Annotated in this window: 30 protein-coding genes; 14 read left to right on the plus strand and 16 right to left on the minus strand. The window is 68.5% G+C overall.

Annotated features, from left to right (window positions below; all coding sequences use genetic code 11):
- Positions 1-24: 24 nt before the first annotated feature.
- From ACGFY9_RS01025 to ACGFY9_RS01040, 4 genes are all read right to left on the minus strand, one after another.
- Positions 25-1776, minus strand: coding sequence for an RNase A-like domain-containing protein (locus ACGFY9_RS01025; protein WP_393750656.1), 1752 nt, complete (start codon positions 1774-1776; stop codon positions 25-27).
- Positions 1776-2093, minus strand: coding sequence for a WXG100 family type VII secretion target (locus ACGFY9_RS01030; protein WP_393750658.1), 318 nt, complete (start codon positions 2091-2093; stop codon positions 1776-1778). The genes ACGFY9_RS01025 and ACGFY9_RS01030 overlap by 1 nt, the downstream gene beginning before the upstream one ends.
- Before the next feature lie 78 nt (positions 2094-2171).
- The gene (locus ACGFY9_RS01035; protein WP_393750660.1) at positions 2172-2603 is read right to left on the minus strand and encodes a WXG100 family type VII secretion target; all 432 of its coding nucleotides are present in this window, start codon (positions 2601-2603) and stop codon (positions 2172-2174) included.
- 90 nt (positions 2604-2693) lie between these two features.
- Positions 2694-3137: an ATP-binding protein gene (locus tag ACGFY9_RS01040; protein WP_393750662.1), complete on the minus strand. Its 444-nt coding sequence runs from the start codon at positions 3135-3137 to the stop codon at positions 2694-2696.
- 247 nt (positions 3138-3384) lie between these two features.
- Here ACGFY9_RS01040 and ACGFY9_RS01045 point away from each other — a divergent pair, with 247 nt between their 5' ends.
- The 3 genes from ACGFY9_RS01045 to ACGFY9_RS01055 are packed head-to-tail and all read left to right on the plus strand — an operon-like array spanning position 3385 to position 4634.
- A complete protein-coding gene (locus ACGFY9_RS01045; RefSeq protein ID WP_393750664.1) occupies positions 3385-4263 on the plus strand; it encodes a helix-turn-helix domain-containing protein in 879 nt (292 codons plus the stop codon).
- A gap of 5 nt (positions 4264-4268) precedes the next feature.
- Positions 4269-4445: a DUF397 domain-containing protein gene (locus ACGFY9_RS01050; RefSeq protein ID WP_393750666.1), complete on the plus strand. Its 177-nt coding sequence runs from the start codon at positions 4269-4271 to the stop codon at positions 4443-4445.
- Between the two features lie 3 nt (positions 4446-4448).
- Entirely contained in the window at positions 4449-4634 is a 186-nt protein-coding gene (locus ACGFY9_RS01055) for a DUF397 domain-containing protein (RefSeq protein ID WP_393750668.1), read from the plus strand.
- Here ACGFY9_RS01055 and ACGFY9_RS01060 read toward each other — a convergent pair.
- Together ACGFY9_RS01060 and ACGFY9_RS01065 are read right to left on the minus strand one after the other, a co-directional pair.
- Complete coding sequence (locus ACGFY9_RS01060; protein WP_393750670.1) at positions 4631-5365, minus strand: hypothetical protein; 735 nt, start codon at positions 5363-5365, stop codon at positions 4631-4633. The genes ACGFY9_RS01055 and ACGFY9_RS01060 overlap by 4 nt on opposite strands.
- Positions 5366-5481: 116 nt before the next feature.
- Positions 5482-6390 carry a D-alanyl-D-alanine carboxypeptidase family protein gene (locus tag ACGFY9_RS01065; protein ID WP_393750671.1) on the minus strand — a complete coding sequence of 303 codons (909 nt, stop codon included), beginning with the start codon at positions 6388-6390 and terminating at the stop codon, positions 5482-5484.
- A 315-nt stretch (positions 6391-6705) separates the two neighbouring features.
- Between ACGFY9_RS01065 and ACGFY9_RS01070 the strand changes: the two genes are divergently transcribed.
- Together ACGFY9_RS01070 and ACGFY9_RS01075 are read left to right on the plus strand one after the other, a co-directional pair.
- Positions 6706-7389 carry a GntR family transcriptional regulator gene (locus tag ACGFY9_RS01070; protein WP_393750673.1) on the plus strand — a complete coding sequence of 228 codons (684 nt, stop codon included), beginning with the start codon at positions 6706-6708 and terminating at the stop codon, positions 7387-7389.
- Positions 7386-8708, plus strand: a complete 1323-nt coding sequence (locus ACGFY9_RS01075; RefSeq protein WP_393750675.1) for a nitrate/nitrite transporter — start codon at positions 7386-7388, stop codon at positions 8706-8708. The genes ACGFY9_RS01070 and ACGFY9_RS01075 overlap by 4 nt, the downstream gene beginning before the upstream one ends.
- Positions 8709-8715: 7 nt before the next feature.
- On the opposite strand, the gene ACGFY9_RS01080 is transcribed toward ACGFY9_RS01075, so the two are convergent.
- On the minus strand, positions 8716-9522 hold the full coding sequence (locus ACGFY9_RS01080) for an SAM-dependent methyltransferase (protein ID WP_393750677.1): 807 nt from the start codon (positions 9520-9522) through the stop codon (positions 8716-8718).
- Between the two features lie 103 nt (positions 9523-9625).
- Positions 9626-10450 (minus strand): maleylpyruvate isomerase family mycothiol-dependent enzyme, encoded by an 825-nt coding sequence (locus ACGFY9_RS01085; protein ID WP_393750678.1) that lies wholly within the window; start codon positions 10448-10450, stop codon positions 9626-9628.
- A gap of 179 nt (positions 10451-10629) precedes the next feature.
- On the opposite strand from ACGFY9_RS01085, the gene ACGFY9_RS01090 reads away from it, so the two are divergent.
- Positions 10630-11454 carry a carbon-nitrogen family hydrolase gene (locus ACGFY9_RS01090; protein ID WP_393750680.1) on the plus strand — a complete coding sequence of 275 codons (825 nt, stop codon included), beginning with the start codon at positions 10630-10632 and terminating at the stop codon, positions 11452-11454.
- Positions 11455-11475: 21 nt separating this feature from the next.
- Here ACGFY9_RS01090 and ACGFY9_RS01095 read toward each other — a convergent pair whose 3' ends face one another.
- Both ACGFY9_RS01095 and ACGFY9_RS01100 read right to left on the minus strand, forming a co-directional pair.
- Positions 11476-11967: an LURP-one-related/scramblase family protein gene (locus tag ACGFY9_RS01095; protein ID WP_033285334.1), complete on the minus strand. Its 492-nt coding sequence runs from the start codon at positions 11965-11967 to the stop codon at positions 11476-11478.
- The gene (locus tag ACGFY9_RS01100; protein ID WP_393750681.1) at positions 11964-12971 is read right to left on the minus strand and encodes a GlxA family transcriptional regulator; all 1008 of its coding nucleotides are present in this window, start codon (positions 12969-12971) and stop codon (positions 11964-11966) included. The genes ACGFY9_RS01095 and ACGFY9_RS01100 overlap by 4 nt, the downstream gene beginning before the upstream one ends.
- A gap of 52 nt (positions 12972-13023) precedes the next feature.
- Here ACGFY9_RS01100 and ACGFY9_RS01105 point away from each other — a divergent pair, with 52 nt between their 5' ends.
- A complete protein-coding gene (locus ACGFY9_RS01105) occupies positions 13024-13419 on the plus strand; it encodes a cupin domain-containing protein (protein WP_393750683.1) in 396 nt (131 codons plus the stop codon).
- Positions 13420-13525: 106 nt separating this feature from the next.
- On the plus strand, positions 13526-14317 hold the full coding sequence (locus tag ACGFY9_RS01110; protein ID WP_393750685.1) for a class I SAM-dependent methyltransferase: 792 nt from the start codon (positions 13526-13528) through the stop codon (positions 14315-14317).
- A 160-nt stretch (positions 14318-14477) separates the two neighbouring features.
- On the opposite strand, the gene ACGFY9_RS01115 is transcribed toward ACGFY9_RS01110, so the two are convergent.
- Complete coding sequence (locus tag ACGFY9_RS01115; RefSeq protein ID WP_393750687.1) at positions 14478-14669, minus strand: DUF397 domain-containing protein; 192 nt, start codon at positions 14667-14669, stop codon at positions 14478-14480.
- A 10-nt stretch (positions 14670-14679) separates the two neighbouring features.
- Positions 14680-15525 (minus strand): helix-turn-helix domain-containing protein, encoded by an 846-nt coding sequence (locus tag ACGFY9_RS01120; protein ID WP_393750689.1) that lies wholly within the window; start codon positions 15523-15525, stop codon positions 14680-14682.
- A 219-nt stretch (positions 15526-15744) separates the two neighbouring features.
- Between ACGFY9_RS01120 and ACGFY9_RS01125 the strand changes: the two genes are divergently transcribed.
- From ACGFY9_RS01125 to ACGFY9_RS01150, 6 genes are all read left to right on the plus strand, one after another.
- Complete coding sequence (locus ACGFY9_RS01125) at positions 15745-16188, plus strand: ATP-binding protein (protein WP_393750691.1); 444 nt, start codon at positions 15745-15747, stop codon at positions 16186-16188.
- A gap of 76 nt (positions 16189-16264) precedes the next feature.
- A complete protein-coding gene (locus tag ACGFY9_RS01130) occupies positions 16265-16438 on the plus strand; it encodes a hypothetical protein (protein WP_393750693.1) in 174 nt (57 codons plus the stop codon).
- A 10-nt stretch (positions 16439-16448) separates the two neighbouring features.
- A complete protein-coding gene (locus ACGFY9_RS01135) occupies positions 16449-17621 on the plus strand; it encodes a DUF262 domain-containing protein (protein WP_393750695.1) in 1173 nt (390 codons plus the stop codon).
- Positions 17618-18751: a DUF3696 domain-containing protein gene (locus ACGFY9_RS01140; RefSeq protein WP_393750697.1), complete on the plus strand. Its 1134-nt coding sequence runs from the start codon at positions 17618-17620 to the stop codon at positions 18749-18751. Before ACGFY9_RS01135 ends, ACGFY9_RS01140 begins: the two co-directional genes overlap by 4 nt.
- Positions 18732-19727 carry a hypothetical protein gene (locus ACGFY9_RS01145; RefSeq protein WP_393750699.1) on the plus strand — a complete coding sequence of 332 codons (996 nt, stop codon included), beginning with the start codon at positions 18732-18734 and terminating at the stop codon, positions 19725-19727. Before ACGFY9_RS01140 ends, ACGFY9_RS01145 begins: the two co-directional genes overlap by 20 nt.
- 45 nt (positions 19728-19772) lie before the next feature.
- Complete coding sequence (locus ACGFY9_RS01150; RefSeq protein WP_393750701.1) at positions 19773-21644, plus strand: thioredoxin-like domain-containing protein; 1872 nt, start codon at positions 19773-19775, stop codon at positions 21642-21644.
- Between the two features lie 23 nt (positions 21645-21667).
- On the opposite strand, the gene ACGFY9_RS01155 is transcribed toward ACGFY9_RS01150, so the two are convergent.
- The 4 genes from ACGFY9_RS01155 to ACGFY9_RS01170 all read right to left on the minus strand — a co-directional run bounded on the left by ACGFY9_RS01155 (position 21668) and on the right by ACGFY9_RS01170 (position 24782).
- The gene (locus tag ACGFY9_RS01155) at positions 21668-21832 is read right to left on the minus strand and encodes a hypothetical protein (RefSeq protein ID WP_393750702.1); all 165 of its coding nucleotides are present in this window, start codon (positions 21830-21832) and stop codon (positions 21668-21670) included.
- Positions 21833-21884: 52 nt separating this feature from the next.
- A complete protein-coding gene (locus tag ACGFY9_RS01160) occupies positions 21885-22943 on the minus strand; it encodes a glycosyltransferase (protein ID WP_393750704.1) in 1059 nt (352 codons plus the stop codon).
- Between the two features lie 216 nt (positions 22944-23159).
- Complete coding sequence (locus tag ACGFY9_RS01165; protein ID WP_393750706.1) at positions 23160-23399, minus strand: DUF6458 family protein; 240 nt, start codon at positions 23397-23399, stop codon at positions 23160-23162.
- 87 nt (positions 23400-23486) lie between these two features.
- Entirely contained in the window at positions 23487-24782 is a 1296-nt protein-coding gene (locus ACGFY9_RS01170) for a M18 family aminopeptidase (RefSeq protein ID WP_393750708.1), read from the minus strand.
- Between the last annotated feature and the right edge of the window lie 31 nt (positions 24783-24813).

Here is a 24813-nt window from a genome sequence, read left to right on the forward strand (position 1 = left end):
GGCGACAGCCTATTTTCGCGCCCACTACTTCGGCATGGAGGTGACCACCACGAAGGGCGGGTCGAGGTTGGGATCGTATTTGAGGCGGGTGGCGACGCCGTGCGCGTCGGTCACCGGGGTCGCCTGGCCGTTGACGACCCTTGAGGTGCGCCCGGTCACCGGGCTGACGGCCAGCGGGTTGTTGGGGTCGGAACTCACCGAGGTGACCTCGAAGACGGGGCTGGACGGTTGGGGCGGGGGCCCGGTCTGCAACCACCTGTCGATGTCGCCGCTCTTCTGCCGGATGCAGTCCTGGGTGTACTTCTGCGCCGAGGCCAGGTCGGTGAAGGTGGAGGCCGCTGGGATCGAGGGTGTGCCGGAGGCGTTGGCCTGGTCGCGCAGCCGCTGCAGGAGCTGGGCGTCGGTCTTGCCGACGTGCTTGTCGATGGTGTGGCCGCCGCCGAGGTCCTCCTCCATCGCCAGGTCGATCGTGTACTTGTAGGGGATCGGGTTCTCCCCGTTCAGCAGCTTGTGCTCCTTCTTGAACTCGTTCAGCGACCGGCCGCCGAAGGCCTCGGCCCTGGCCTCCTCCGCGACGAACGTGGGTGCGCTTCTGAGCGCTTCGTCCAGTTCCCAGTCCAGTTGGAGAAGTGCGGAGGCGGCATCGCTGAACGCCTGCTGGTAGATGTCGACGGCTCTGTCCGCGGCCTCCCGGTCCATGTGCTCGCGGAAGGACATGACCAGCTTGCCGAACACGTCGGTGGCGGCGAGTTCAAGCAGATCCATCAGGTCGAGCCCAGTCGTCAGGTCTTGCACCATCCCCTTGGCCGCCTGCTTGGCGAGGTTGGTGGTGGTCTCCCGACAGGTCTTCACGACCTGGGCCAGATCGTCGCAGGTCTTCTGGAGGGTGTCGGCGGTGTTGTGCAGCACCTGAAGGATCGGTTGGCGCTGTGCGGGCGCCACATTGCCCGAAGTCTTCCAGGCGCGGGCGCCTTGCTGCGCGATCTGCCCTTGCGCGTTCCGGCTGCGGCCCCAGGCGGTGGTCCCCCAGATCGACTGGCAGAACGCCTTCATCGCCTTCTGCCACTCGTCGTTCCCCTGAGGGTCCGTCATGTAGCTGATCGCGGAGGTGAAGTTGTCCCCGGCTTTCGACGCGGCGCTCGCTGCCGCCCGCCAGGCGGTGGCCATTCCCTTGAGATCGTCGTCGCGGGCGCCCGGCGTGATCTCGGTGGTCTTGCCGAGGTTGAGCCCATACTCGATGGCGGGTTTCATGACGTCCGCGAGGAAGTCCGGGATCTCGCCGAGCGCGCCGGAGATGGCCCACGAGTCGGCGTCCTCGCCGGTTCCGCTCCACTTGATGTCGTTGATCTTCCCGTAGTCGGGCACTTTGTCGATGACGACGGGTGGGGTGCGGCGGGGCGACGGGCCGTACATTCCACGCGAGGACCAGTCCGCCTGCTGGTAGTTGTTGGCCGTCAGGGTCAGACCGACCGCGACGCCGCCGACGCTCACCACGCTGGCCGCCCAGACCTTGACGAACTTCTCGGCGATCTGCATATAGACGTTGGCGAAGGAGTCCGGGCCCCACCCGGTGCCCGCCGACTGGCTGTACGCGTTGAGGGCATCGACGAGTGTGGCCGCGCCCTTGTCGTAGTCGAACTGACCGTCTCGTACCACCGTTGACGTGTAGTACAGATGCGCGGGCCGCACATCGAACCCACCACCCGCGTCGGGCGCGGCCGTGCTCAGTTGGTCCCGTTCCGCCTGGCGCTCCGCGTCACTGGGCCGGTCCGCCATCAGCCCGCCCCCCAGCCGCGCAGCACCGCCCGATGAGCCGCCGCGTAGTTGGCATGACCGGTGGTGACATACGCGTGCAGCCACTTCTGCGCTGCCTGCAGATCCTGCGCCGAGCGGTCCCACTCGTCGAGCTTCTGCACGAAGACCTCGCGGGCCTCGCCCTTCCATGACAGGACGACCGGTTCGGCGCGGTCGTAGAGGTCGTCGAGTTTGGTGTTGAGCTGCTTGAGGATGTCCTCCAGCTCGGCGGTGAGGTCGTGGAGCGTGGCGAAGGAGACGGATATGTGGCCGTCGTCGGCGGAAGCCCCGGTCGACATGATCCCCCTGGATATCGGTCGGTAACTATGGCTGGATGATGGGTACTTGGCGGCCCGCGTTCAGAAGGGCTAGAAGGATCAGAAGGAGTCGAGGCTGCTGCGGGGCGGCGGCGTCGGCGTATCTCCCGTCGCCTCCACGTTGGGCGTGGACAGCTTGTCGACCTCGCTGCCGACGTCGACCTGGATCGTCCGCATGTGCTCCAGCACCTCGATGTCGTTCGAGGAGAAGCCGTCGCGGCTCATCCGCACGGCCTGTTCCAGCAGCTTCATCACTTCGCGGATGCGTACGGCGTCCTCGGTCGCCGCGCGGTGGAACTCGCGGTACGCCGTCGCCGCGGGGCCGCGCCAGCCGGCTTCGACGCGGTCGACGATCGCGTCCATCCGCTTGACCTGCTTGTCGAGGTGGTCCTGCATGTAGTCGAGGTCGCCGACGAGTTTGGTGAGGTCCTTTGACGACACGTGCAGGTCAGGGTTGCCACCCTGGTCCGTGCCGGTTCCGGGTACTGCCATGCCGTATCTCCGCCCCCGTCGCGTCGACATCACACGTCACTTGCTGTTGCAATAATCCTACGGTTCGCAGTGGCCCCGGAGCGAGGCCGTTCAGGGTCCCGCGATGTCCAACTCCGCCCAGACGGTCTTGCCCACCGTGAGTCTCTCCACGGCCCAACGGGCGGCCAGGGTACGGACGATGAGCAGGCCGCGGCCGAACTGGTCATCTGGGGTGGAGGTTTGGGGAGACGGCAGCCGTTCGCCCCTCGGGTCGGTGACCGCCACGCGTAGTGCGTTGCCGGTGAGGGACGTCTCCACACGGAACAGGCGGTCCCGCAGGCACCCGTGCAGTAAGGCGTTCGTGCACAACTCGCTTGCCAGTAGCGCCGCGTCGCCGACGGAGTGGGGGTGTCCCCAGGCGGCGGTGAGGTGGGCGACGTGTCTGCGGGCGCGGGGGATGTTGATCGGGTACGGGGTGTAGGTGACGGCGTCGTAGTGGTCGTAGCGGCGGTGGTCGTGGGGATTGGGGAGTCCGGGAGGACAGGAGTCGGTCACCGGGGTGCACCTCCTTGTGCGGTGGGGGGACGGGGGCCAGGTGGGGTGGGTCTGCCGTGCTGTGCTGGGTGTGGGCAGCGCGGTGCACTTCCGCCAACTGGTTTCGCTGGGTGGCTTGTTGTGCACTGACGGTAGCGCTCCATGGCGGACGGCAGCAACTAGATCTCGGCAGAAAAATTCCTGCCTTGGTTGTGGGTTGCTTCGGGAGGACTACAGACTGGGGCGACTCATGGGGAAGGAACGCTGTATGGGCAACAACCCTGACCGCGGGCGGACGGTGACCACCGTGTTGGGCCGCAGGCTCGGTGGAGAGCTTCTTCGGATGCGGGAGGCGCGTGACCTGCGGCAGGCGCATGCCGCCGAAGCGCTGACGGCGTCCGTGACCAAGGTCGCGAAGATCGAGCGCGGGCAGGTGCCGATGCGCGACCCCGACGTCAGGGCGCTGTGCCACTTGTACGGCGAGAGCGACGAGGCCGTGATCGGGAAGCTGCTGGCCCTCGCGAAGGCGGACCGTGAGCGGCGGAAAGCGCACGGCTGGTGGAACCAGTACCCGCAGCTGGAGGCGATGGTCGAGTACGTGGCGCTGGAGGACATCGCCACCAACATCAGGACATGGCAACTGGCCGTAGTCCCGGGGCTGTTGCAGACGCCGGACTATGCGCGGGCACTGGCGGTCGGCAACGGCCACTGGGAGGACCCGGATGGGATCGAGCCGTTCGTCGAGTCCCGAATGGCACGACAGGCCCGGCTGCACGGAGAGGCCCCGCTGGAACTGTGGGCGGTCGTGCACGAGGCCGCCCTGCGTCAACTCGTGGGTGGGCGTGAGGTCATGCGGGCCCAGCTTGGGCATCTGCTGGACATGGCACGCCGACCGAACGTGAAGCTCCAGGTGCTGCCATACCTGGCCGGTGCGCATCCGGGGATGACGAGTGCCTTCACCATCGTGTCGTTCGCCGAGCCGGGTGCACTGGACGTGGTCCACGTGGATACCACCTCGTCGACCGTATGGCTGGAGAGCGATACTGATGCCGACCACCACAACGGGCTCTTCGACCGGATCACGCGGTTGGGCCTCGCGGGGCAGAACTCGGTCAGACTGATCGACGCGATCCTGAAGGAGACGTAGCCCGCGTGCCCGCATTCGAGTTCGTCAAGTCCAGCTACAGCGGCGGGAACGCCGGTCAGGAATGTGTCGAAGTCGCCCGCAACATGTCCGACACGGTAGCCGTCCGTGACTCGAAAGACTTGGACGGGCCGATACTCCGGCTCACCCCCATTGCATGGACAACGTTCACCAGAGACCTCTGAACCGTGCCCCTCTTCGAGTTCACCAAGTCCAGCTACAGCGGTGGAGATGCCGGGCAGCAGTGCGTCGAAGTCGCCCGCAACATCCCCACCACCATCGCCGTCCGCGACTCCAAGCAAGGCAACGGACCCGTACTCCAGCTCGCCCCCCCCGCCTGGGCCGCGTTCGCCGCGCACGTGGGTGCCGTCTAGCCCCGCTCCCACATCGGGGAGTGCGCTTCCCTCAAGTGCTCCGTGAACACGTTGACGACGATCGGGAAGAAGTCGGTGAACCGTTCACCGGCCGACCCCCCTCCCATCCCGCCCCCGCCGAAGAACGCGTCCAACTGCTCCTCGGTGTGGAACACGGCGCGCGCCTCCGCGCACTCGGCGATCAGTCCCGGCAGCTGCCAGGGGCACCACGGGTGGGTGTCCGAGACGACCAGCTGGAGGCCCTCCTCCAACGTGGCGTCCTGCATGTCGTCGTCGACGGCGAGTCCGTCCTGGCCGAAGTAGTTCAGCAGGAACTGGTTCAACCGGGGGAAACGCAGGGCGAGTTCACGGGTGGTCAGGGGTGTTCCGAAGAGCGTTTCCCGGTCGAACGGTGCCTTCCAGCGCTCCACATACGCAGCCATCGCCCGGTAGACCTCGGGTGTGCGGGCCGCCGACTCGGCCCTCGGGAAGTTCGTGAGGGAGGGGTGTCCGCCGGCCGGGTCGTGCGCGAACAGGTTGGCCGCCAGGTGGAGTTGGGCCGCGATCTCGTACAGGTTCCGGCCGCCGCCCTCCCCGGCGTTCCACAGCCCTCTGATCACCGGGAACAGGTCCCGCCGCCACGCTTCGGCGTCGTCAGGGACGGGTTTGCCGTGGTCCCCGTACTGGCTGAGCAGAGTTCGGGCGCCCTCAAGAGCGAAGTGCTGCGCAAGTTCCCGGTCGTTCGCCGGCATCGCCGACCCAACTCCTCACGTGACGGTCGTACGAGCAGCCGTACGACAGGAGCCGCCGTACGACAAAGGGACCCGCCGCTGGCATGCGGCAGGTCCCCGAAGAACGTGTCGGTATGTCAGATCGTCGCGAAGCCGTAGTTCAGGAGCTTCGTCGCGTCCGTCGCGCGCTGGGTGACCGACGACGAGGCGAGGACCGTGCCGATGACCGTCTTGCCGTTGCGGGTGGCGGCGAAGACGAGGCAGTACTTGGCCTCGGGGCCGGAGCCGGTCTTCACGCCGATGGTGCCGCTGTAGCTGCTGAGCAGGGTGTTCGTGTTGGTCCAGGCAGCCATCGTGCGGGTGCTGCCGGTCTTGGTGACCGTCTTGGCGGTGTACTTCTTGGTCTTGACGACCGTCTTGAACGTGGAGTTCTTCATCACGTTGCTGGCGAGCTTCGTCAGGTCGCGCGGCGTCGAGTAGTTGTTGCCGTTGCCGATGCCGTCGAACGAGTCGAACTTGGTGTTCGTCAGGCCGAGCGTCTTCGCCGTCGAGTTCATCTTGCCGATGAACGACTTCACGCGCGCGGCCCGGGTCGAGCCCGTACCGAACTTGTCGGCCAGCGCGTACGCCGCGTCGCAGCCCGACGGCAGCATCAGGCCGTAGAGGAGCTGACGGACGGTGACCTTGTCGCCGACGATCAGGTGGGCGGAGGAGGCGGTGTTGGCGACGATGTAGTCGCTGTACGCCTTCTGGATGGTGACCTTGGCGTCGAGGTTGAGGTTCGACTGGGAGAGAACGACCTTCGCGGTCATGATCTTCGTCGTGGAGCCCGTCGACCGCTTGGTGTCCGCGGCCTTCGTGTAGAGCGTCTTGCCGGTGGCGTTGTTCATCACAAAACCGCCCGCGGCCACGATCGACGGCTTGGTGACAGCCTGCGCGGGTGCCGCGGTCAGGGCGCCGGTCGCGAGCACGGCGCCTGCGGTCACGGTGACCGCGGCGGCTCTGCGGAAGCGGCTGCCCTTGATGCCGGTAATGGCAGTAATCAACTGAGGTACCCCGAATACGTTGAATGCCCCTGAGGAACGGCCCAGTTGGAGGGGGGAAAGAGAGGGCCGCACGTGTGTGACACGTAAGTAGCACAGAAGGTTGTGCGGTTGCTGCGCCGGGTTCCCCGAATGTGTGAAACGCCCCCGAGAACCGGCCGCGGAAACTACGGAAACTCACGCCGTACACGCATCCCCGTAGACGCAATCCCGGCTTCCCCCGGTTCCCTTCGATCCCCCTCGGTTCCGCTCCCCTCGCTTCCGTCCGCATCCTGGACGCCCGTCCTCATGCGTACGTGTTGTATCTATGCTGTCCTCATGCCGTCCCCGTCCCCCGCTCCGTCCCTCGCCTCACCATCCGCCGTCAAGCAACCCCCCGCCGCCGACCGCGTCTACGCCCACGTCAAACAGGGTGTCCTGGACCGGCGTTACGAAGGCGGAACCCTGCTCACCGAGGGCGAGTTGGCCGAGGCCGTCGGAGTGTCACGGACACCCGTGCGCGAGGCGCTGCTGCGCCTGGAGGTCGAAGGGCTGATCAAGCTCTACCCGAAGAAGGGCGCCCTGGTCCTGCCCGTCTCCTCGCAGGAGATCGCGGACGTGGTCGAGACCCGGATGCTGGTCGAGCAGCACGCGGTCCGCAAGGTCGTACCGGCGTCGCCCACCCTCATAGCCCGGCTCGAAGAACTCCTCGACCGGCAGAAGGAACAGGCCGCCGCGGGCGACCTGGCCGGCGCCGCCGTCACCGACCGCTGCTTCCACGCCGAGATCGTCCGCAGCGGCGGCAACGAGATCCTCTCCCGCCTCTACGACCAGCTCCGCGACCGGCAGCTGCGGATGGGCGTCGCGATCATGCACTCGCACCCCGACCGCATCGCCAAGACCCTCACCGAGCACGCGGCGATCCTCGACGCGCTGCGCACCGGCGACGCCGAGGCGGCCGCCGGGATCGTCCATCAGCACGTCGACTGGTTCTCCCACCTGGCTCGGGGCGAGGTCCGATGAGCGGCAGCAGTAGTAGCAGTTCCAGTTCCGCCCTCTCCCTTCCCGGTGATCCGCCCGGCGGCCGCCGCGCCCTAGCCGTGTGGGGCATCGGCGTCTCCGTCTACTTCGTGGCCGTCATCTTCCGTACGTCCCTCGGTGTCGCCGGCCTCGACGCCGCCGAGCGGTTCCACGTCAACGCCTCGGCCCTGTCGACGTTCTCGATCCTCCAGCTGCTGGTCTACGCCGGCATGCAGATACCCGTCGGCCTCCTCGTCGACAGCCTCGGCACCAAGAAGGTGCTGACCATCGGCGTCCTGCTGTTCACGGCAGGCCAGTTGGGCTTCGCGTTCTCCCCCTCCTACGGCACCGCCCTCGCCTCCCGCGCACTGCTCGGCTGCGGCGACGCGATGACGTTCATCAGCGTGCTGCGGCTCGGCACCCGCTGGTTCCCGGCACGGCGCGGCCCGATGGTCGCCCAGCTCGCGGGCCTCGCGGGAATGGCCGGAAATCTCGTCTCCACCCTGGTGATCGCCCGCCTGCTGCACGGCATCGGCTGGACGGCCGCCTTCGCGGGCAGCGCGCTCGCGGGCGTCGTAGTCCTCGTCCTGCTTCTTCTGTTCCTGAAGGACCACCCGGAGGGCCACGAACCGGAACCCTTCCCGCATCGGGGCGCCGCCTACGTCCGCCGCCAGATCGCCGCCTCCTGGCGCGAACCGGGCACCCGCCTCGGCCTCTGGGTGCACTTCACCACCCAGTTCCCGGCCATGGTGTTCCTGCTCCTGTGGGGCCTCCCGTTCCTGGTCCAGGCCCAGGGCCTGTCCCGCGCCACCGCCGGCGAACTCCTCACCCTCGTCGTCCTGTCCAACATGCTCGTCGGCCTGGTCTACGGCCAGATCGTCGCCCGGCACCACACCGCGCGGCTGCCGCTGGCGCTCGGCACGGTCGGCGCTACGGCGCTGGTGTGGGCGGTGACGCTGCTCTACCCCGGTGACCACGCGCCGATGTGGCTGCTGATCGTGCTGTGCGCGGTGCTCGGCTCCTGCGGGCCCGCCTCGATGCTCGGCTTCGACTTCGCCCGCCCGGCCAACCCGCCGGAGCGTCAGGGCACCGCCTCCGGGATCACCAACATGGGTGGTTTCGTGGCCTCGATGACGACCCTGTTCCTGGTCGGCGTGCTCCTCGACGCGACCGGCGACAACTACTCGATCGCCTTCTCGGTGATCTTCCTGCTCCAGGCGGTCGGCGTCAGCCAGATCCTCCGGCTGCGGCGCCGGGCGGCCCGCCGCGAGAGCGAACGCCTCGTGGCGAGCCGGGTGGAGACGGTCCACGTACCCGCGTGAGCCTCTCTCAGGCTGCTACGAGGGTGAGGTAGGCGAGCCCCAACACACCCCGGTAGCTCATCCATTGGGCCCGGTGCCGGTCGAGCCGTTCGCGGGTCGCGGCGGCCAGGGGATGGTCGCCGTGCCCGGCCAGCCACACCTCCGCGTCCGCCTGGTACGCCGACTCGAACTCCTCCCACTCGTCCGCGTTCGCCGTCTCGGTCCACTCGGGCCGGAACCTGGCCGCCACCGCGTGATCGACGAGCGTCCCCAGGTCGTAGTGCTCGTCGGCGCGCGCCTCCGGCCACATGCCGGCCAACTCGGCCGTCGTGGGCGGGCGTTGCCAGAACCCCTCACCCAACAGCACACGTCCCCCGTCGGCGACGAGCCGCCGCAACTCCCGCAGGGCTTCAACGGTGTGCCGGGGCGGCTCCTCGGCGCTGAGAGCCTGGCTCGCGCCCAGACACAGCACCAGATCGGCCGGCCCACGCACCGTCCCCACGGCCGACTCCTCGACGAACTCGACCCGCTCCGCGAGCCCCCGCGCCTCGGCATCGCGCCGCCCACGCGCCAGATCCCGCGCGTTCACGTCGACCCCGACACCCCGCGCTTCCGGTACGGCGGTCAGGACCCGGAGCATCAACTCGCCCCAGCCGCAGCCGATGTCGAGCACCGTGCGCGGCCCCGCACCGGCCAGTCGCCGCACGATCCCGGCGGCACGCGCCTCGGAGAGCGGGCTGTGGAAGGTGAGCCGGGTGAGCCGGGGAGGCCCGTCGTCGGGCTCGGCACGGTCAGCGGTCCCGGTGTTCTCGGTTCTGGACGTCACGTCAGACATGCGGCGGAGGCTAGCCGCGGACGGCAGACCACCGACAACGATTTTCCCGCCCCGGTGAACGAGTTCCCGCCCCCGGCGACCGACTTGGGCGTGTTGGTCCGTGCTACTTCGTGATGGTGAAGTTCCGCAGTATCGAAGCTGACAGCTCCGGATCGCCGTCCGCCTTGATCTTGTCCGACACCGAGTCGGGGGTGACCCGCCCGCAGGCCAGCCGTACGTATGTCTCCCAGTCGAGGATCAGGGTCGCGGCGGGGCCGAGCGCGGGGGCGGTCTCCAGGGTGCCGCGGCCCTGGATGTCGACGCGGATCGTACGGAGGAACTCGATCGGACCGTGCACGTCGAAGACGACCGCCGAACTGCGCGGTGCGCCCGAGTCGTCGGCGACGATCTTCGGGAGCGCGGCGAGGAGCACGTCACGGGCGATGTGCGCGCCGGGCGAGTCGAGGTTGCCGGGGCGGCCGAGGGCGGTGCGCAGGTCCTGCTCGTGCACCCACACGTTGAACGCGTGGTTCCGCATGGACTCTTCGAGCGTGACCTCGGTGCTGACGTGGCCGCGGACCTTCGTGCCGGGGTCGCGCGACTCGTTCCGCAGCTGACGGTTGCGGCGGATGATCGTGTACTCCAGCTCGGACGTCATCTCCGGCGCCGTGTGGTGGCGTCGTACGTCGACCTGCATCTCCATGTACCGCTGGTTCTCGTTGGTGACGTGGTAGAGGTCGCGCGGGAGGGTGTGGATGGGGCGCGGGTCGCCGAGCATCTCGGTGTCCAGCCCGATGACATGGGAGACCACGTCGCGCACCGACCAGCCCGGGCACGGCGTTCGCCGGTTCCACTCTCCCTCCACGAGCGGGGTGACCAGCTCGGATATCGCGTCGATGGAGTGGGTCCAGGCGTCGGCGTAGGGCTGGAGAGTGGGATGCAGACTCACGGAACGGGACCCCTCGGCGGTCGGTACAGGTCGGGTGGCGGGCGGCGTTGCCAGCGGGAGGTGGCTGTCGGCGGGTGTCTTGAAACGCTAAGTTACGCTGCTGTGAGGCACCCCGGCAGTGCTTTCGTGTGACGATCGTAGGCCCGTGTGAACGGCTCGAATGCCAGGACGGTGGTAGTGTGCGCGCCTCTCTCCTTCAAATCGCCGTAGAAGAGGGCGAATCGGTCGAATCTCGCCGGGTTCGGGTGGCGTCCCTCGTCCGTGAGCAGGCCGGTGCGGATCTCGTCGTCCTGCCGGAGCTGTGGACGACGGGTGCGTTCGCCTACGAGCGGTTCGCCGAGGAGGCCGAGCCGTTGGAAGGCCCGACCCACGAGGCGATGGCCAAGGCGGCGAGCGACGCGGGCGTGTGGCTGCACGCGGGCTCGATCCCCGAACGCACAGCATCCGACGGCGGCTCCGCCGCGGGTGACGGGCCTCTCTACAACACGTCCCTCGTCTTCTCCCCCTCCGGTGAACTGGCCGCCGCCTACCGCAAGATCCACCGCTTCGGCTTCGACAAGGGCGAGGCCGTACTGATGGGCGCGGGCAGCGAACTGGTGACGGTCCGTCTCCCCGAGACGGTCATCGGTCTTGGCACCTGCTACGACCTCCGTTTCCCCGAACTCTTCCGCGGTCTCGTCGACGCCGGCGCCGAGACCCTCGTCCTCCCCGCGGGCTGGCCCGAGCGCCGCCGCTCCCACTGGACCCTGCTGGCCCAGGCCCGCGCGGTCGAGAACCAGTCCTTCGTCCTCGCATGTGGAACGGCCGGTACGCACGCGGGAGTTCCCCAGGCCGGTCACTCGATCGTGGTCGATCCCTGGGGCGAGGTCCTCGCGGAGGCGGGCGCGGGCGAGGAGATCCTCACGGTGGACTTCGACCCGGGGAAGGTGGCCGTGACCCGGGAACAGTTCCCGGCGCTCAAGGACCGGGTGCTGGGGCTGGAGCGCCCGCGGCGAGTCGGGTGAGGAGCGGATTCCGGTAGGGCGTCAGTCCTCCCGTTCCTTCTCCGCCAGGTGGATCACGCAGACCGCCACCGCGATCAGCAGGGCCGCGTCCGCGTCGTCCCGGACGATGTCGACGCCGTAGGTCTCCCGGATGTGGAGCCAGCGCCGGGAGATCTGGGCGAGGAGTTCGCCGTCGTAGTCGACGCCGAACTCGCGGTCGAGGATCTTGCCGCTGACGTCGAGTTCGGTGCCGTCGACGAGGGACACCTTGTAGTGGTTGCGCAGCAGGGAGAACCGCTTGTGCTTGATGGTCGCCAGGGGCTCACCGTCCCGTTCGATGACCATCGTGTCGCGCAGGGCGAGCATCTTCTTGTGGATGTCGATGAGCACGCGCCCGTGCGTGTCCTTCAGCTCGAAGGTGTCCCTGATGCGCATGGCCTTGCCGTCGACCAGGAACACCTTGTTGCCGTTCTGGTCCTCGATCCAGTAATCCTCACCGAAGCCGAGGATCCGATCGCGTACGAGGAATCTCATGACATTACGGCTTCCCCGGCAGCCGGTCCGAAACGCCGCCGATAGGCCGACGGGCTCAATCCCGTCTCCCTCCGCAGCCGCATCCGCAGGTTCGCGCCGGTGCCCAGACCGCACCTCGCCGCGACCACGTCCAGCCGTTCCTCCCCGCGCTCGATCAGCCGGCACGCCAGCGCCACCCGTTCCCCGGTCAGCCAGGCCAAGGGCGTCGTCCCCAGCTGCGCCCGGAAGCGCCGGTGCAGGGTCGCCGGACTGACCGCGGCCCGGCCCGCCAGTTCGGCCACCGTCAACGACTCGCCCAGCCGTTCCTGCGCCCACGCGAGCAGCGGCGCGAGCGACTCGTCGGGCACATCGGGCAACGGCCGCTCCACGAACTGCCGTTGCCCGCCGTCCCGGTGGGCCGCGAAAACGAGCCTCCTGGACACCGCGTTGGCGATCTCGGCGCCATGGTCCCGCCGTACGACATGCAGCCCCAGGTCGAGCGCGGCGGCGCTCCCCGAGGCGGTGAGGATGTCCCCGTCGTCCACGAAGAGGACGTCCGGTTCGAGCCGCACGCGCGGGTGCAGGGCGCGGAAACGGTCGGCCCACATCCAGTGCGTGGTCGCCCGGCGCCCGTCGAGCAACCCCGCCTCCGCGAGCGCGAAGCTCCCGGTGCACAGGCTCATGACACGGGCCCCGCGCGCGTGGGTGCGCCGGATGGCGTCGAGGACGGCCACCCCGCGTGGTACGACGTTGTCGGGCCGGCCCGGCACGACGAGCGTGTCCGCCGTATCCACCCCGTCGAGACCATGCGCCCCGGTGAGGGTGAAGAACCCGTGGTTCATCCGCACCTCACGCGCGGGCGTGCACACCAGCACCTCGTACAGCGGCCCGGGCAGCCCGAGTTCGGGCCGAGGCAGCCCGAACAGCTCGGTGGCGACGCCGACTTCGAAGGGGTTGGTGCCCTCGTCGACGATCACGGCGACCCGATGAGGGCGGTGCGGGCGCTGAGAGGATCCTTGCGGCATGTGCGATTCCTAGCACTCGTGGGGCCGCCCCGACACCCCGCAGGCTGACCCCATGACAACCACGGAACCCATCTCCCTCCCCGCCGCCCTCGCCTCCTTCACCGACCGGTGGAGCCCCCGCATCGTCACCACCGTCAACGACTACGACGTCCGCGTCGCCAAGGTCGAGGGCGAACACCTCTGGCACACCCACGACCACACCGACGAGTTCTTCCTGGTCCTGGAGGGCGAGTTGCACATCGCACTCCGTGAACAGGCAGGGGAGCGCACGGTCGTCCTCCCCAAGGGCAGCGTCTTCACGGTCCCGCGCGGCACGGAACACAAGCCGTACGCCCCCGTCCCGTCCGAGATCCTCGTCCTCGAACCCACGGGCACGCTCTCGGTCGGCGACCAGCACGAGGAGATCCCGGCCCATGTGGACGCGACGACGGGTCACACCCTGAACTGACCCGCTGCCGCTAATTTCGTTGGCCCGCACTCCGCGATCGTGTTGGCTGGCGGCACCGGACTGGCAGTACCGCTGGTGTCCGCTCGGCCGTAGCAGGGAGTTGAACGTGCAGGACGGTGTTGTCGACCCCGTTGCCCACAATCGGGCAGCCTGGGACAAGTACGTCCAAGAGGGCAACGAGTGGTCGAGGCCGGTGAGTGCCGAGGATGTCGAGCGCGCCCGCAGGGGCGACTGGTCGATCGTTCTCATCGGGCACGAGCCGGTCGACCGCTCCTGGCTGCCGGCGGACCTGACCGGCAAGGACGTGCTGTGCCTGGCCTCCGGCGGCGGCCAGCAGGGTCCGATCCTCGCCGCCGCAGGGTCGCGGGTCACCGTATTCGACAACTCACCCGGCCAGCTCGGCCAGGATCAGCTGGTGGCCGCGCGCGACGGACTCGAACTGCGCACCGTCCTGGGCGACATGCGCGACCTCGGCGCCTTCGGCGACGCGACGTTCGACGTCGTGTTCCATCCGGTCTCCAACCTGTTCGTACCGGACCTGGCACCGGTGTGGCGCGAGTGCTTCCGCGTCCTGCGACCGGGCGGAACTCTGCTCGCGGGCTTCCTCAACCCTGATGTGTACCTGTTCGACCACGAGGCGCTCGACGAGCGCGGCGAGCTGATCGTCGTGCACAAGCTGCCCTACAGCGATGTCACGCGGTACTCCGCCGAGGAACGCGCCACGAAGTTCGGCGCGGAAGCCGCTCTTGAATACAGCCACACCCTCACCGACCAGATCGGCGGGCAACTCGCCGCGGGGTTCGTCCTCACCGGCTTCACGGAAGCGCCGCACCAGTCCGACGCATCCGCTCAGTACATGTCGCACTACTTCGCGACGCTGGCGGTCAAGCCGGGCTGACCCTGGCAGCCCCACGGCCGCGTGCCTGTGGTGTCGGTGTGCTGTCGGATCTTTGTCGGCGGGGTCTGGAACGTCTCCGAGATCCTGCTCCTCGAACCGACGGGCACGTCAACGGTCGGCGATGAGCACGTGGCCCGGACCATGTGGACGCGATGACGGGTCACGCCCTGAACTGGCCCTTCAGTGCGGTGAGTAGGGCGTTCAGGGCGGCGGGGGTGGGGGCAAGGAGGGTGGCGGGTTCGTCGCTCTCGCGGAGGTGGAGGGTGGTGGGGGCTGTGGCTATCTCCAGGCAGTTGGTGTCGTCGTCTCCTCCTGAGAACGACGATTTCTGCCAGCGGAGAGTCTGAGACACGGCATACCTTTCACAGTTGCTGAGCGATACGGCGGATGAAGTCGACGGACGCCTCCGGCGGGAGGGCGGCACCTTCGACTCGTTCAAGGCGCACTCGGTAGCGGTTCAGTTGGGCGGGGGCATCGATGAACTCGGCGCCGTGCGTTGTGTCGATCTGCGCGGTGTCGAGTCGAGGGACCACCCCGCCAACGTACTGCAGAGGAAATCCCGCACCAGCGAAGCCGTCGGCCACGAACGGAATGACGCAAATCGTGACGTTCGCCTGCTCGGATGCTTGGAGAAGGTGCTCCAACTGGGCGCGGGTGACTTTGGGTCCGCCGACGCGCATTCGTAGCGCGGCCTCGTGGATGGTCACGTCATACGGCGTTCCGTTCTTGAGTACCTGCTGGCGTCGTATCCGGAAGGCGATGCGAGCCTCGCGGTCATCCTCGGGAAGATGCGGCTGCGCAAATACCGAGGCGCTGCGCACATGGTCCTCGGTCTGCAGGATCCCCGGAATGTGTACAACCTCGAACGTGCGGACGTACGACGCGTGGTGCTCCAACTCGGCGAGATCCAGAGCCTGGAGAGGCACCACGCCCCGGAATTCCTCCCACCAGCCCTTGTCCCGCTCGTTGGCCATGTCGACCAGTGCGTCGATGACCTGGGCGTCATCGCAGGAGTAGTGCTCGGCGAGCCTTCGTAGCCGTTCCTCGCTGACGCCGTGCTTTCCCGACTCGATATTGCTGATCTGCGCCTGGCTCGTCCCCAGCCAGGCCGCGACATCACGGGACACCAGCCCCGCCGCCTCGCGCAACCTGCGCAACTCCGCGCCAAGGCGTACCTGACGTGCGGTGGGGATGGCCCTCGGCGGCATGAGATCTCCTCAGTTCCACTGACTCGGTTGCGGCGTTGCAAATATATCGAGTACCTTCGTGACGTACTCACGGAGGGTGCCCGCGTGGTCACCCATCCGCAACTCCCGCACGCACGCCCCCCGTTGGAAGTGCCACCCCGGCCGTCGGCACCGGGGCGCCGGACAGCAACGAGCCCGGGTTCGTGCAAACCCCCCTCACTCCACCGGAGTTGATGCCCCATGCCCTCATACACCTTGATCTGCCCACCCCTCGACACCTCTCCCCACATCGCCCGCGACTTCGTCGCCACCGTCCTGCGCACGCTGGAGCTGGACCGTGCCCTGGTCGACGACGCGATCCTCTGCACCTCGGAACTCATCACCAACGCCTGCGTCCACGCGAAGGGCGGTGACGGCACGGTGCTGTGGCTGGCGGTGGAAGAGGGGCGGCTGCGGGTCGTGGTGTACGACGGGGACGAAAACCCGCCGGTGATAAGGGAGTTGACGGCAGAACCGGGTGAGCGAGGCGGTGGCCGGGGCCTGTACCTGGTGGACGCCCTCACCGAGGGCCGCTGGGGACATGGCCCGGACATTCCGTACGGCGGTCAGCCCCACCCGGAGGGCAAGGCGGTGTGGTTCGACCTGCCCGCTGACCCACCTGTACGACGCCCGGCATCACCATGACCGACCCGCCCAGCCTTCCGAACGGCGACGCCGACAACTCGAAACAGCAGCCGTCGTCCTGGGCCACGCACGGCTGATGGTGGACGACAATGCACCCCTGACAGTCGACGAACTCCGCTGGATCGCCCGCCGTTTGGTCGCGTCTCTGACGGACGTCCTCGGCCTCGCCGCCGGCCGGCGCCGCGCACCGCCGAAGCACGGCGGGGGAGATCGACGCAACGCCCCCATCTCCTCGATCACCCGCCCCTAGGATGGCGCACATGGCAATCGAAGGTGCGCAGACGACCCCGGACGTCGTGGAGGACGTGTTCGAAGGACACGCCACGGACATCGAGGTCGAGGACTCCAGCGGGGACACCGAGCGGATCCAACGGCCGTGGAACCCCGACCAGATCCGGGTGAACACCAGCCAGTTCTCCCTGCGTAACATCCTCGACCAGATCGACGAGGGATCCATCGAACTCGCTCCGGACTTCCAGCGGTTGCAGGTGTGGCGCGCCGATCAGAAGTCCCTGCTCGTCGAGTCCCTGCTGCTTCAGATCCCGCTGCCCGCGTTCTATTTCGCGGAGGACACCGACGGGTCGTTCCGGGTCGTCGACGGCCTTCAGCGGTTGTCCACACTGCATGCGTTCGTCCGGGGCGGGGAGAAGACCGGATTCGCCCTTGGGAAGCTGGAGCATCTGGACGACCTGAAGGATCTGCGCTTCAGCGATCTCCCCGTGCCGTTCCAGCGGCGGATCAACAACACCCAGCTGATCGTCAACGTGATCGATCCGACGACCCCGCGCGGAGTGACGTACGAGATCTTCAAGCGGATCAACACCGGCGGGACCCCGCTGAACGCGCAGGAGATCCGCCACTGCATGAGCAGCCCGCGCAGCAGGGGCGTCCTGCACCGGATGACCCACACTGACGCCTTCGCCAAGGCCACCGGGGGCCGCCTCACCAACCACATCCGGATGAACGACCGGGAGATGGCACTGAGGTTCGCCGCGTTCTGGCTGAAGGGCGTCGAGGCGTACCAGGAGCGTCCCATGATGGAACTGTTCCTGATGGACGCCACCGAGCTGCTCGACGATCCGAAGCAGGTCCCGGACGAGCGGGTGGCCGCGCTGGAGGCCGCCTTCGAACGTGCGATGACCCATGCTTACCTCGTCTTCGGGGAGCACGCCTTCCGCAAGTGGCCCAAGGGCGACGACTACCGCCGTCCGATCAACCGCGCCATGTTCGAGAGCTGGTCGCTCGCCCTGGCCGACCCCGAACACACCACCGCCGATCTGCGTGCGCGCCGCACGGCGGTAGTAAAGGCCGCGCGGACGCGGATGACCGTCGACTTCGTCTACCTCAACGCCATCACCTCTTCCACCGCAGACCGGTTCCGCGTCGACTACCGCTTCAAGGCCGCCGTCGAGGACGCGGGAGCCGGCCGGTGATCACCTCTCTGGAGATCCGGGGCTTCAAACGATTCGAGTCGGAGTCGTTCGAAGTGCGCCCCCTGACCGTCCTCACTGGCGTCAACGGCGGCGGCAAGAGCACCGTGATCCAGTCCCTGCTGCTGGCCCGGCTGGCGGCCATGTCCGGCGGCGGCAAGGCGGGCGGCACGGTCCGGCTGAACGGGCCGCTCGGCCTGGCCCTCGGCGAGGCCCGCGACGTACTCAACTGGACATCCGGCGCGACGGAGATCACGGTACGACTCGGCGGACCGGACGGTGAGTCATGGGTGTTCGGCTTTGGCCTGCCCGATGCCGAACAGGCCCTGCATCTAGACGTACGGAGGCTCCCGGTGGCGGTCGTACCCGGTATCGGACCGGGTGTCGCCGATCCCGCCTTCACCTATCTGTGCGCGGAGCGCCTCGGTCCGCGCGACACCCTGGCCCTGTCCGCCGACGAACCCGACCGGATCGGGGTGGGTGTGCACGGCGAGTTCACGGCACAGGTGTTGGCGCTGCGCGAGACTCGTGCGATCGGCCCCCGCAGTCCGCGCGGGGAGGTGCGGGGTCCGCTGCATCACCCGGACGGCGCCGGTCCGCAGCTGAGAGCCCAGGCCGAAGCGTGGGCATCGGAGATCATCCGGCCACTACGCATCACCGCCCGCTTGGCCGCAGGCATCATGGCCGGGACGATCCGCTTCGGTGAGACGAGCCTCATCGGTGAGGAGATCCGCCCCGCCAACACCGGCTTCGGCGTCTCCTACGCCCTGCCCGTCATCGTCGCCGGTCTGCTCACCGAGCCGGGCGACCTGCTGATCGTGGAGAACCCGGAGGCCCATCTGCATCCGGCGGGACAGTCCCGTCTGGGCCGCTTCCTCGCGCGTGTGGCGGGCAGCGGGGTGCAGGTACTCGTGGAGACGCACAGTGACCACGTTCTCAACGGAGCCCGGCTCGCCGTAGCGCAGGACGGCTCGCTCCCCGCGAAGGACATGGTCACGCACTACTTCGATCACGACCGCACCCTGCCCATCGGCATCAACGACAAGGGCGAACTCAGCCACTGGCCGAGCGGCTTCTTCGACCAGATCGAGACCGACCTGGGGAGGCTCGCCCGTGCTCGACGTGGCAGGTGATGCCAAGGCTGGCGACGACTATCGCGTCGTCGTCGGCGAGGAGTGCTTCGACTGGCGGGAGCTGACGGACTCGGATCTTCAGGACGCCCTTGACCTGCTCGCGGAGTTATTGGAGCCGCTTGCGGACGGCCGCAAAGCAGCTCTCATGGAACCCGCGTACGAAACCGAGTGCCGCCCGTCCGTCGCGCTGTTCGACGTCCTCTATTCACCGGACGGCGGATTACCCCGCGACAAGCGAGTCCGGCTGCAGAAGCTGCTGGGCAAGTGCAAGCGCGTGGAACCCGACGAGGCGGATGTGCCCCAGCCGGTCCGCGTGGCCGACGGCCCCTGGCGCGAGCCCTCTTGGGGCATGGCACACGCCCTGGCCAGGGCGGCGGACGGCCGGGCCATGTCCTGCCTCCTCGCGCCGTACGCCAAGGAACCCGACTGGCCGTCCGGCTGGCTCACCGTCACGCGAACGACGGAGACGGGCCACGACGAGGTGAAGGCCCACGTCCTGCGGATGCCGGAGGACGCGCCGGGTTTCTGGCGAGGCCTGTTCACCCACGAACCCGTCCCGGCCGAGCACTTCTTCGTCTTCACCGAGGACGCCTTCCCCCGGCTGCTCTTCGCCGACTCCCTGCGCCTGCACCACTTCAAGGGCTCCTACGCCGAGGTACTGCCCTGGCTGGTCACGCTCCTCGGCGCTCTCAACGACCAATTCTCCCGGACACTGGCGGACTGTGGTGGCGACCTGAACCAGGTCATGCGCAGGTTCGACGCGCTGGGTCTGGACATCTCTCCCGAGAGTGCCAACACGAAAAAGAACGTCAAGGCATGGGAGCAACGCAACGTCGACCATGACGGCGACACCTACCGGTGCGACTGGCACGGCAAACGTCTCTATGACCGCGACCGTGTGCACTTTTCCCTGCCGATCCCCGAGCGGGACGGCCGGATACTCGTCGGGATCTTCGTGGGTCATCTCGCGACGTGACGGTCCGGTGAGGTGACTGTCAGTGGTGGGTGGCAGTCTTGATTCATGACCGATGCATCCGCGACCCCGACTCCCCGACGCGCCCGTGTCCGCGCCCCCCAGCTCACCGGCAAGGGCGGCTGGCTGAACACGGGCGAGAAGCAGTACAGCCTTGCCGACCTGCGGGGACGCATCGTCATCCTGGATTTCTGGACCTTCTGCTGCATCAACTGCCTGCACGTTCTGGACGAACTCCGTGAGCTGGAGGAGAGGCACCGGGACACGGTCGTGATCATCGGCGTGCACTCGCCGAAGTTCGTGCACGAGGCCGAGCACCAGGCGGTCGTGGACGCGGTCGAGCGGTACGGCGTCGAGCATCCGGTGCTCGACGACCCGGAGTTGGCGACCTGGAAGCAGTACGCCGTGCGCGCGTGGCCGACGCTCGTGGTGATCGACCCGGAGGGGTACGTCGTCGCACAGCACGCGGGCGAGGGTCATGCGCACGCCATCGAGCGGCTGGTGGAGGAGCTGGAGACCGAGCACACGGCGAAGGGCACGGTCCGGCGCGGCGACGGGCCGTATGTCGCACCGGAGCCGGAGCCGACGGTCCTGCGCTTCCCGGGCAAGGCACTGGCCCTGCCTTCCGGCACCTTCCTGGTCAGCGACACCACCCGGCACCAACTCGTCGAGCTGGCGGCGGACGGGGAGAGCGTCGTACGGCGGATCGGTTCCGGGACGCGCGGGCTCGGTGACGGTCCTGCCGACTCCGCGAGCTTCAACGAACCCCAGGGGCTCGCCCTCCTCGACGACGGTTCCGTCGTCGTCGCCGACACCGTGAACCACGCGCTACGGCGGCTCGACCTCACCACCGGCGCCGTGACCACCCTCGCGGGCACCGGTCGGCAGTGGATGCAGGGCGAGCCCACCTCGGGCCCCGCCCGCGAGGTCAGCCTCTCGTCGCCCTGGGACGTGGCCTGGTGGCAGGGCAAGGTGTGGATCGCCATGGCCGGAGTCCACCAGCTCTGGGCCTACGATCCGAACGACAACACCGTCGCCGTCACCGCCGGCACCACCAACGAGGGGCTCGTCGACGGACCTGGACCCGAGGCCTGGTTCGCTCAGCCCTCCGGACTCGCCGCGACCGCCGACCGGCTGTGGCTCGCCGATTCCGAGACGTCCGCCCTGCGCTGGGTGGACCTCGGCGGAGCCGTCCACACCGCCGTCGGCACCGGGCTCTTCGACTTCGGGCACCGTGACGGAGCGGCCGAACAGGCGCTGCTCCAGCACCCGTTGGGCGTCACCGCGCTCCCGGACGGCTCGGTCGCGATCAGCGACACGTACAACCACGCCCTGCGCCGCTACGACCCCGCGACCGGCGAAGTAACCACACTGGCCACGGACTTGAGGGAGCCGAGCGACGCCGTCCTCGTCGGCGACGACATCCTGGTCGTCGAGTCGGCCCGGCACCGGCTGACCCGGCTGCGCCTGCCGGAGGAGGCCGTGCGCGTCGAGTCCGTGGCCCATCGCACCCAGCGCGCGGCCACCGAAGTCGCCCCCGGCGAGCTGAAGCTGGACGTCATCTTCCAGGCGCCGGCGGGGCAGAAGCTCGACACCCGCTACGGCCCCTCGACCCGGCTCCTCGTCTCAGCGACACCGCCCGAGCTGCTCCTCGCCGGCGAGGGCGCGGGCACGGACCTGAACCGCACCCTGGCCCTCGACCCGGCCGTGGTGGAAGGCGTGTTGCACGTATCGGCCATGGCGGCGTCCTGTGATGACACTGCATCCAATAGCGGCTCCGCCGCGGGCGCCAACGAGTACCCCGCCTGCCATGTCCACCAGCAGGACTGGGGTGTCCCGGTCCGCCTCACCGAGGGCGGGGCGGACCGTCTCCCCCTCGTGCTGGCCGGCATGGACGACCGGGCCGACCAGGACGCCTGAAACGGGGGACCTCCGGCAACGCCCTATCGGCGGCGCGGGCGCGGTGCCAGCTTGTACAGCGCCATGCCCGCCGCGACCAGCGTGGTCGCCGCCACCATCATCGCCATGCTGCTGAACCACAGTCCCGTCGCGGCCAGCGTGGCACCTCCGGCGCCGGTGGTACCGGCGCCGACAACTCTTCCGTACATAAACGTTTCTCCTAAGGGTTCCGCTACAGCGTTCCGGTGCGTGAGGGGTGGGCTAGGTCGCCACCCACTTCTCCTCGCTGCGGCGGGCCAGGCCCCACAGGGAGGTGAAGTAGACGGCGTGCTGGAAGAGGTCGTAGAGCATCTCCGGGACCATCAGCGCGGCCACCAGGACCGCGACGGGTCCGGCGCGGCGTACGGAGACGATCTTCTCGACCACGAAGATCAGGCCGATGGCGGTCCAGAACGGGGAGAGGCCGGGGAAGCCGTAGACCGCCGTGTAGGTCGCCATGAAGGCCAGGTAGACCAGGAAGGACAGGGCGCCGAAGCCCATCAGGAACTGCTGGAGGAAGTAGCGGGCGGTGACCTTGGTCCAGCCGTAGTCGCGGAGGTTCTCCAGGGCGCCGCGCTGCCAGCGGAGGCGTTGGTGCCAGAGTTTGGGGAGGCTGGTCATGACCTCGGTGGTGACCGCGCAGCCCGCCGGGGACATAGCGCGGTAGCCGAGCGTCTTGACCGCCTTGGTCATCTCGTCGTCCTCGGTGAGGGAGGCGAGGCTGTAGTAGCCGTCGCCGCCGCCGATGAGACCGTCGAGGCGGGCCCGACGCACCTCGCGCAGGACGCGGGCGCGGAACATCGTGCCGGTGCCGGTGAGGACCTGGGCCTTGCCGCCGGTGCGGTCCAGCTCCCAGGCGTAGCGCTGGAACTCCATGCGCTGGAGGAGGCCGAGGAGGCCGCCGCCCTGTTCGCCGTAGAAAACTCCGCCGACGGCGCCGACCTTGCGGTTGAAGGTGGCCGTCGCGGTCTCGCTGAACCAGGGGTTGAGGACGGTGTCCGCGTCCTGGACCAGGAGGAGGTCGCGCTCGTCGAGGTGGGGCAGGACCCAGTCGATGGCCTGGTTGAGGGCGCCGGCCTTTTTGTGCAAGTTGCCCTGTGTGGCGAAGACTTCCGCTCCGTGCGATGCGGCTACGGCGGCGGTGTCGTCGGTGCAGTTGTCGGTGACGACGACGATCAGGTCGGGTTTGCGGGTCTGGCGCCACAGGCCCTCGATGGCGGCGCCGATGCGGTCCGCTTCGTTGTGGGCCGGGATCAGGACCACCAGCCGTGGTTCGAGCACGGCAGCGCCCCCCAGTGAAGATCGTGAGACGGGCCCGGGGCTGCCTCTCCCCGGACCCTCAACTGCACAGAGTCTTCACGAGGTTCACACAACCGCACAATACGACTTGCGTCACGGATTGCTCACGGTTGTCTGTGGATGTCCTGTGCGGGCGATTCGGCCCGAGTGCGGACTACGCCCGCGTATCCACCGCTGAAGGATCCGGTCAGGCGTGGCTCAGGCGCCGTAGCCACCGCGGTAGCCGCGTGTCTCGTCGTCCTCGACGACGGTCGTCTGGCCCGGTATCAGCACGCGTCGGCGCCGGGCCAGGCTGCTGAACGTCACGACCCCGATCAGCCCGACGGCCATGAGAATGACGCCGACCAGGTCGAGATTGACCCCCTGCATGTGCCAGTCGGTCGCGAACGTGAGGATCGCGCCGACGGCGATGAGGATGATGCATCCGCCCAGGCCCATGAGTGTCGCCTCCCTGTCCGGTCCGGTCGGCCCGGTCCGCCTCCGGGTACCCGGGAAGGCAACCCCCATGCGCCGGATGGGAGTTGACTAACCTTCCAGGAACGCCGCCAGCGCGTTGGCCAGCAGGAACGGGTCGCGGTCGCCGCAGAGTTCGCGGGCGCTGTGCATCGAGAGGATCGCCACGCCGATGTCGACGGTCTTGATGCCGTGCCGGGCCGCGGTGATCGGGCCGATCGTCGTGCCGCAGGGCATGGAGTTGTTGGAGACGAAGGTCTGGAAGGGCACGTCGGCCTTCTCGCAGGCGGCGGCGAACACCGCGCGGCCCGAACCGTCCGTGGCGTAGCGGTTGTTGACGTTGACCTTGAGGATCGGTCCGCCGTTGACCCGCGGGTGGTGCGTCGGGTCGTGCCGCTCCGCGTAGTTCGGGTGCACCGCGTGACCCGTGTCGGAGGACAGGCAGACGGTCCCGGCGAAGGCCCGCGCCCGGTCCTCGTACGACCCGCCGCGCGCGAACACCGAGCGCTCCAGGACCCCGCCGAGCAGCGGCCCGTCCGCGCCCGTGTCGGACTGCGAGCCGTTCTCCTCGTGGTCGAAACCGGCGAGCACGGGGATGTACGGCAGGTCCTCGCGGGCGGCGGCGGACGCGAGGGCCGCCAGGCCGGCGTGCAAGGAGAGCAGGTTGTCCATGCGCGGGGCGGCGACCAGCTCCTCGTCGCGGCCCAGGTAGGCGGGTGCCTCCACGGAGTGCGTCATCAGGTCCCAGCCGGTGACCTCGCCCGGCGCGAGCCCCGACTCCTCCTCCAGGAAGGCGATCAGGTCGCCGTCGCGGACGTCGTCGCCCAGGCCCCAGATCGGCTGGAGGTGCCGCTGCTTGTCCAGCTTGAGCCCGTCCGCCGACACGGAACGGTCCAGGTGGATGGCGAGTTGGGGCACCCTGAGCAGCGGCCGGTCCACGTTCACAAGGCGTGTCGAACCGTCCCGCAGGGTCAGCCGGCCGGCCAGACCGAGATCGCGGTCCAGCCAGGAGTTGAGCAGCGGCCCGCCGTAGATCTCGACGGCGACCTGGCGCCAGCCGTGCCCGCCGGTGTCGGGACGCGGCTTGACCCGCAGGTTCGGGGAGTCGGTGTGCGCGCCGACGATGCGGAAGGGGGTGTGGGGGGCCGCACCTTCGGGGACGAACCAGGCCACGATCGCGCCACCGCGCAGCACGTACTTGCCGCCGCTGGTGCCGTCCCATGCGTCCGTCTCGGCGACCTGCCTGAATCCGGCCTTTTCCAGCCGCTCGGCGGTGTTCGCCACGGCGTGGTACGGCGTGGGACTCGCCGCCAGGAAGGACAACAGGTCGTCGGTGTGGCCGCGGTCGAAGCGGGAGGGTTCGCTCATGGGGTTCACCTTAACGACGTACGAGGGCCCG

This window comes from Streptomyces sp. NPDC048504 (genome assembly GCF_043200035.1).
Taxonomy (GTDB): Bacteria; Actinomycetota; Actinomycetes; order Streptomycetales; family Streptomycetaceae; genus Streptomyces.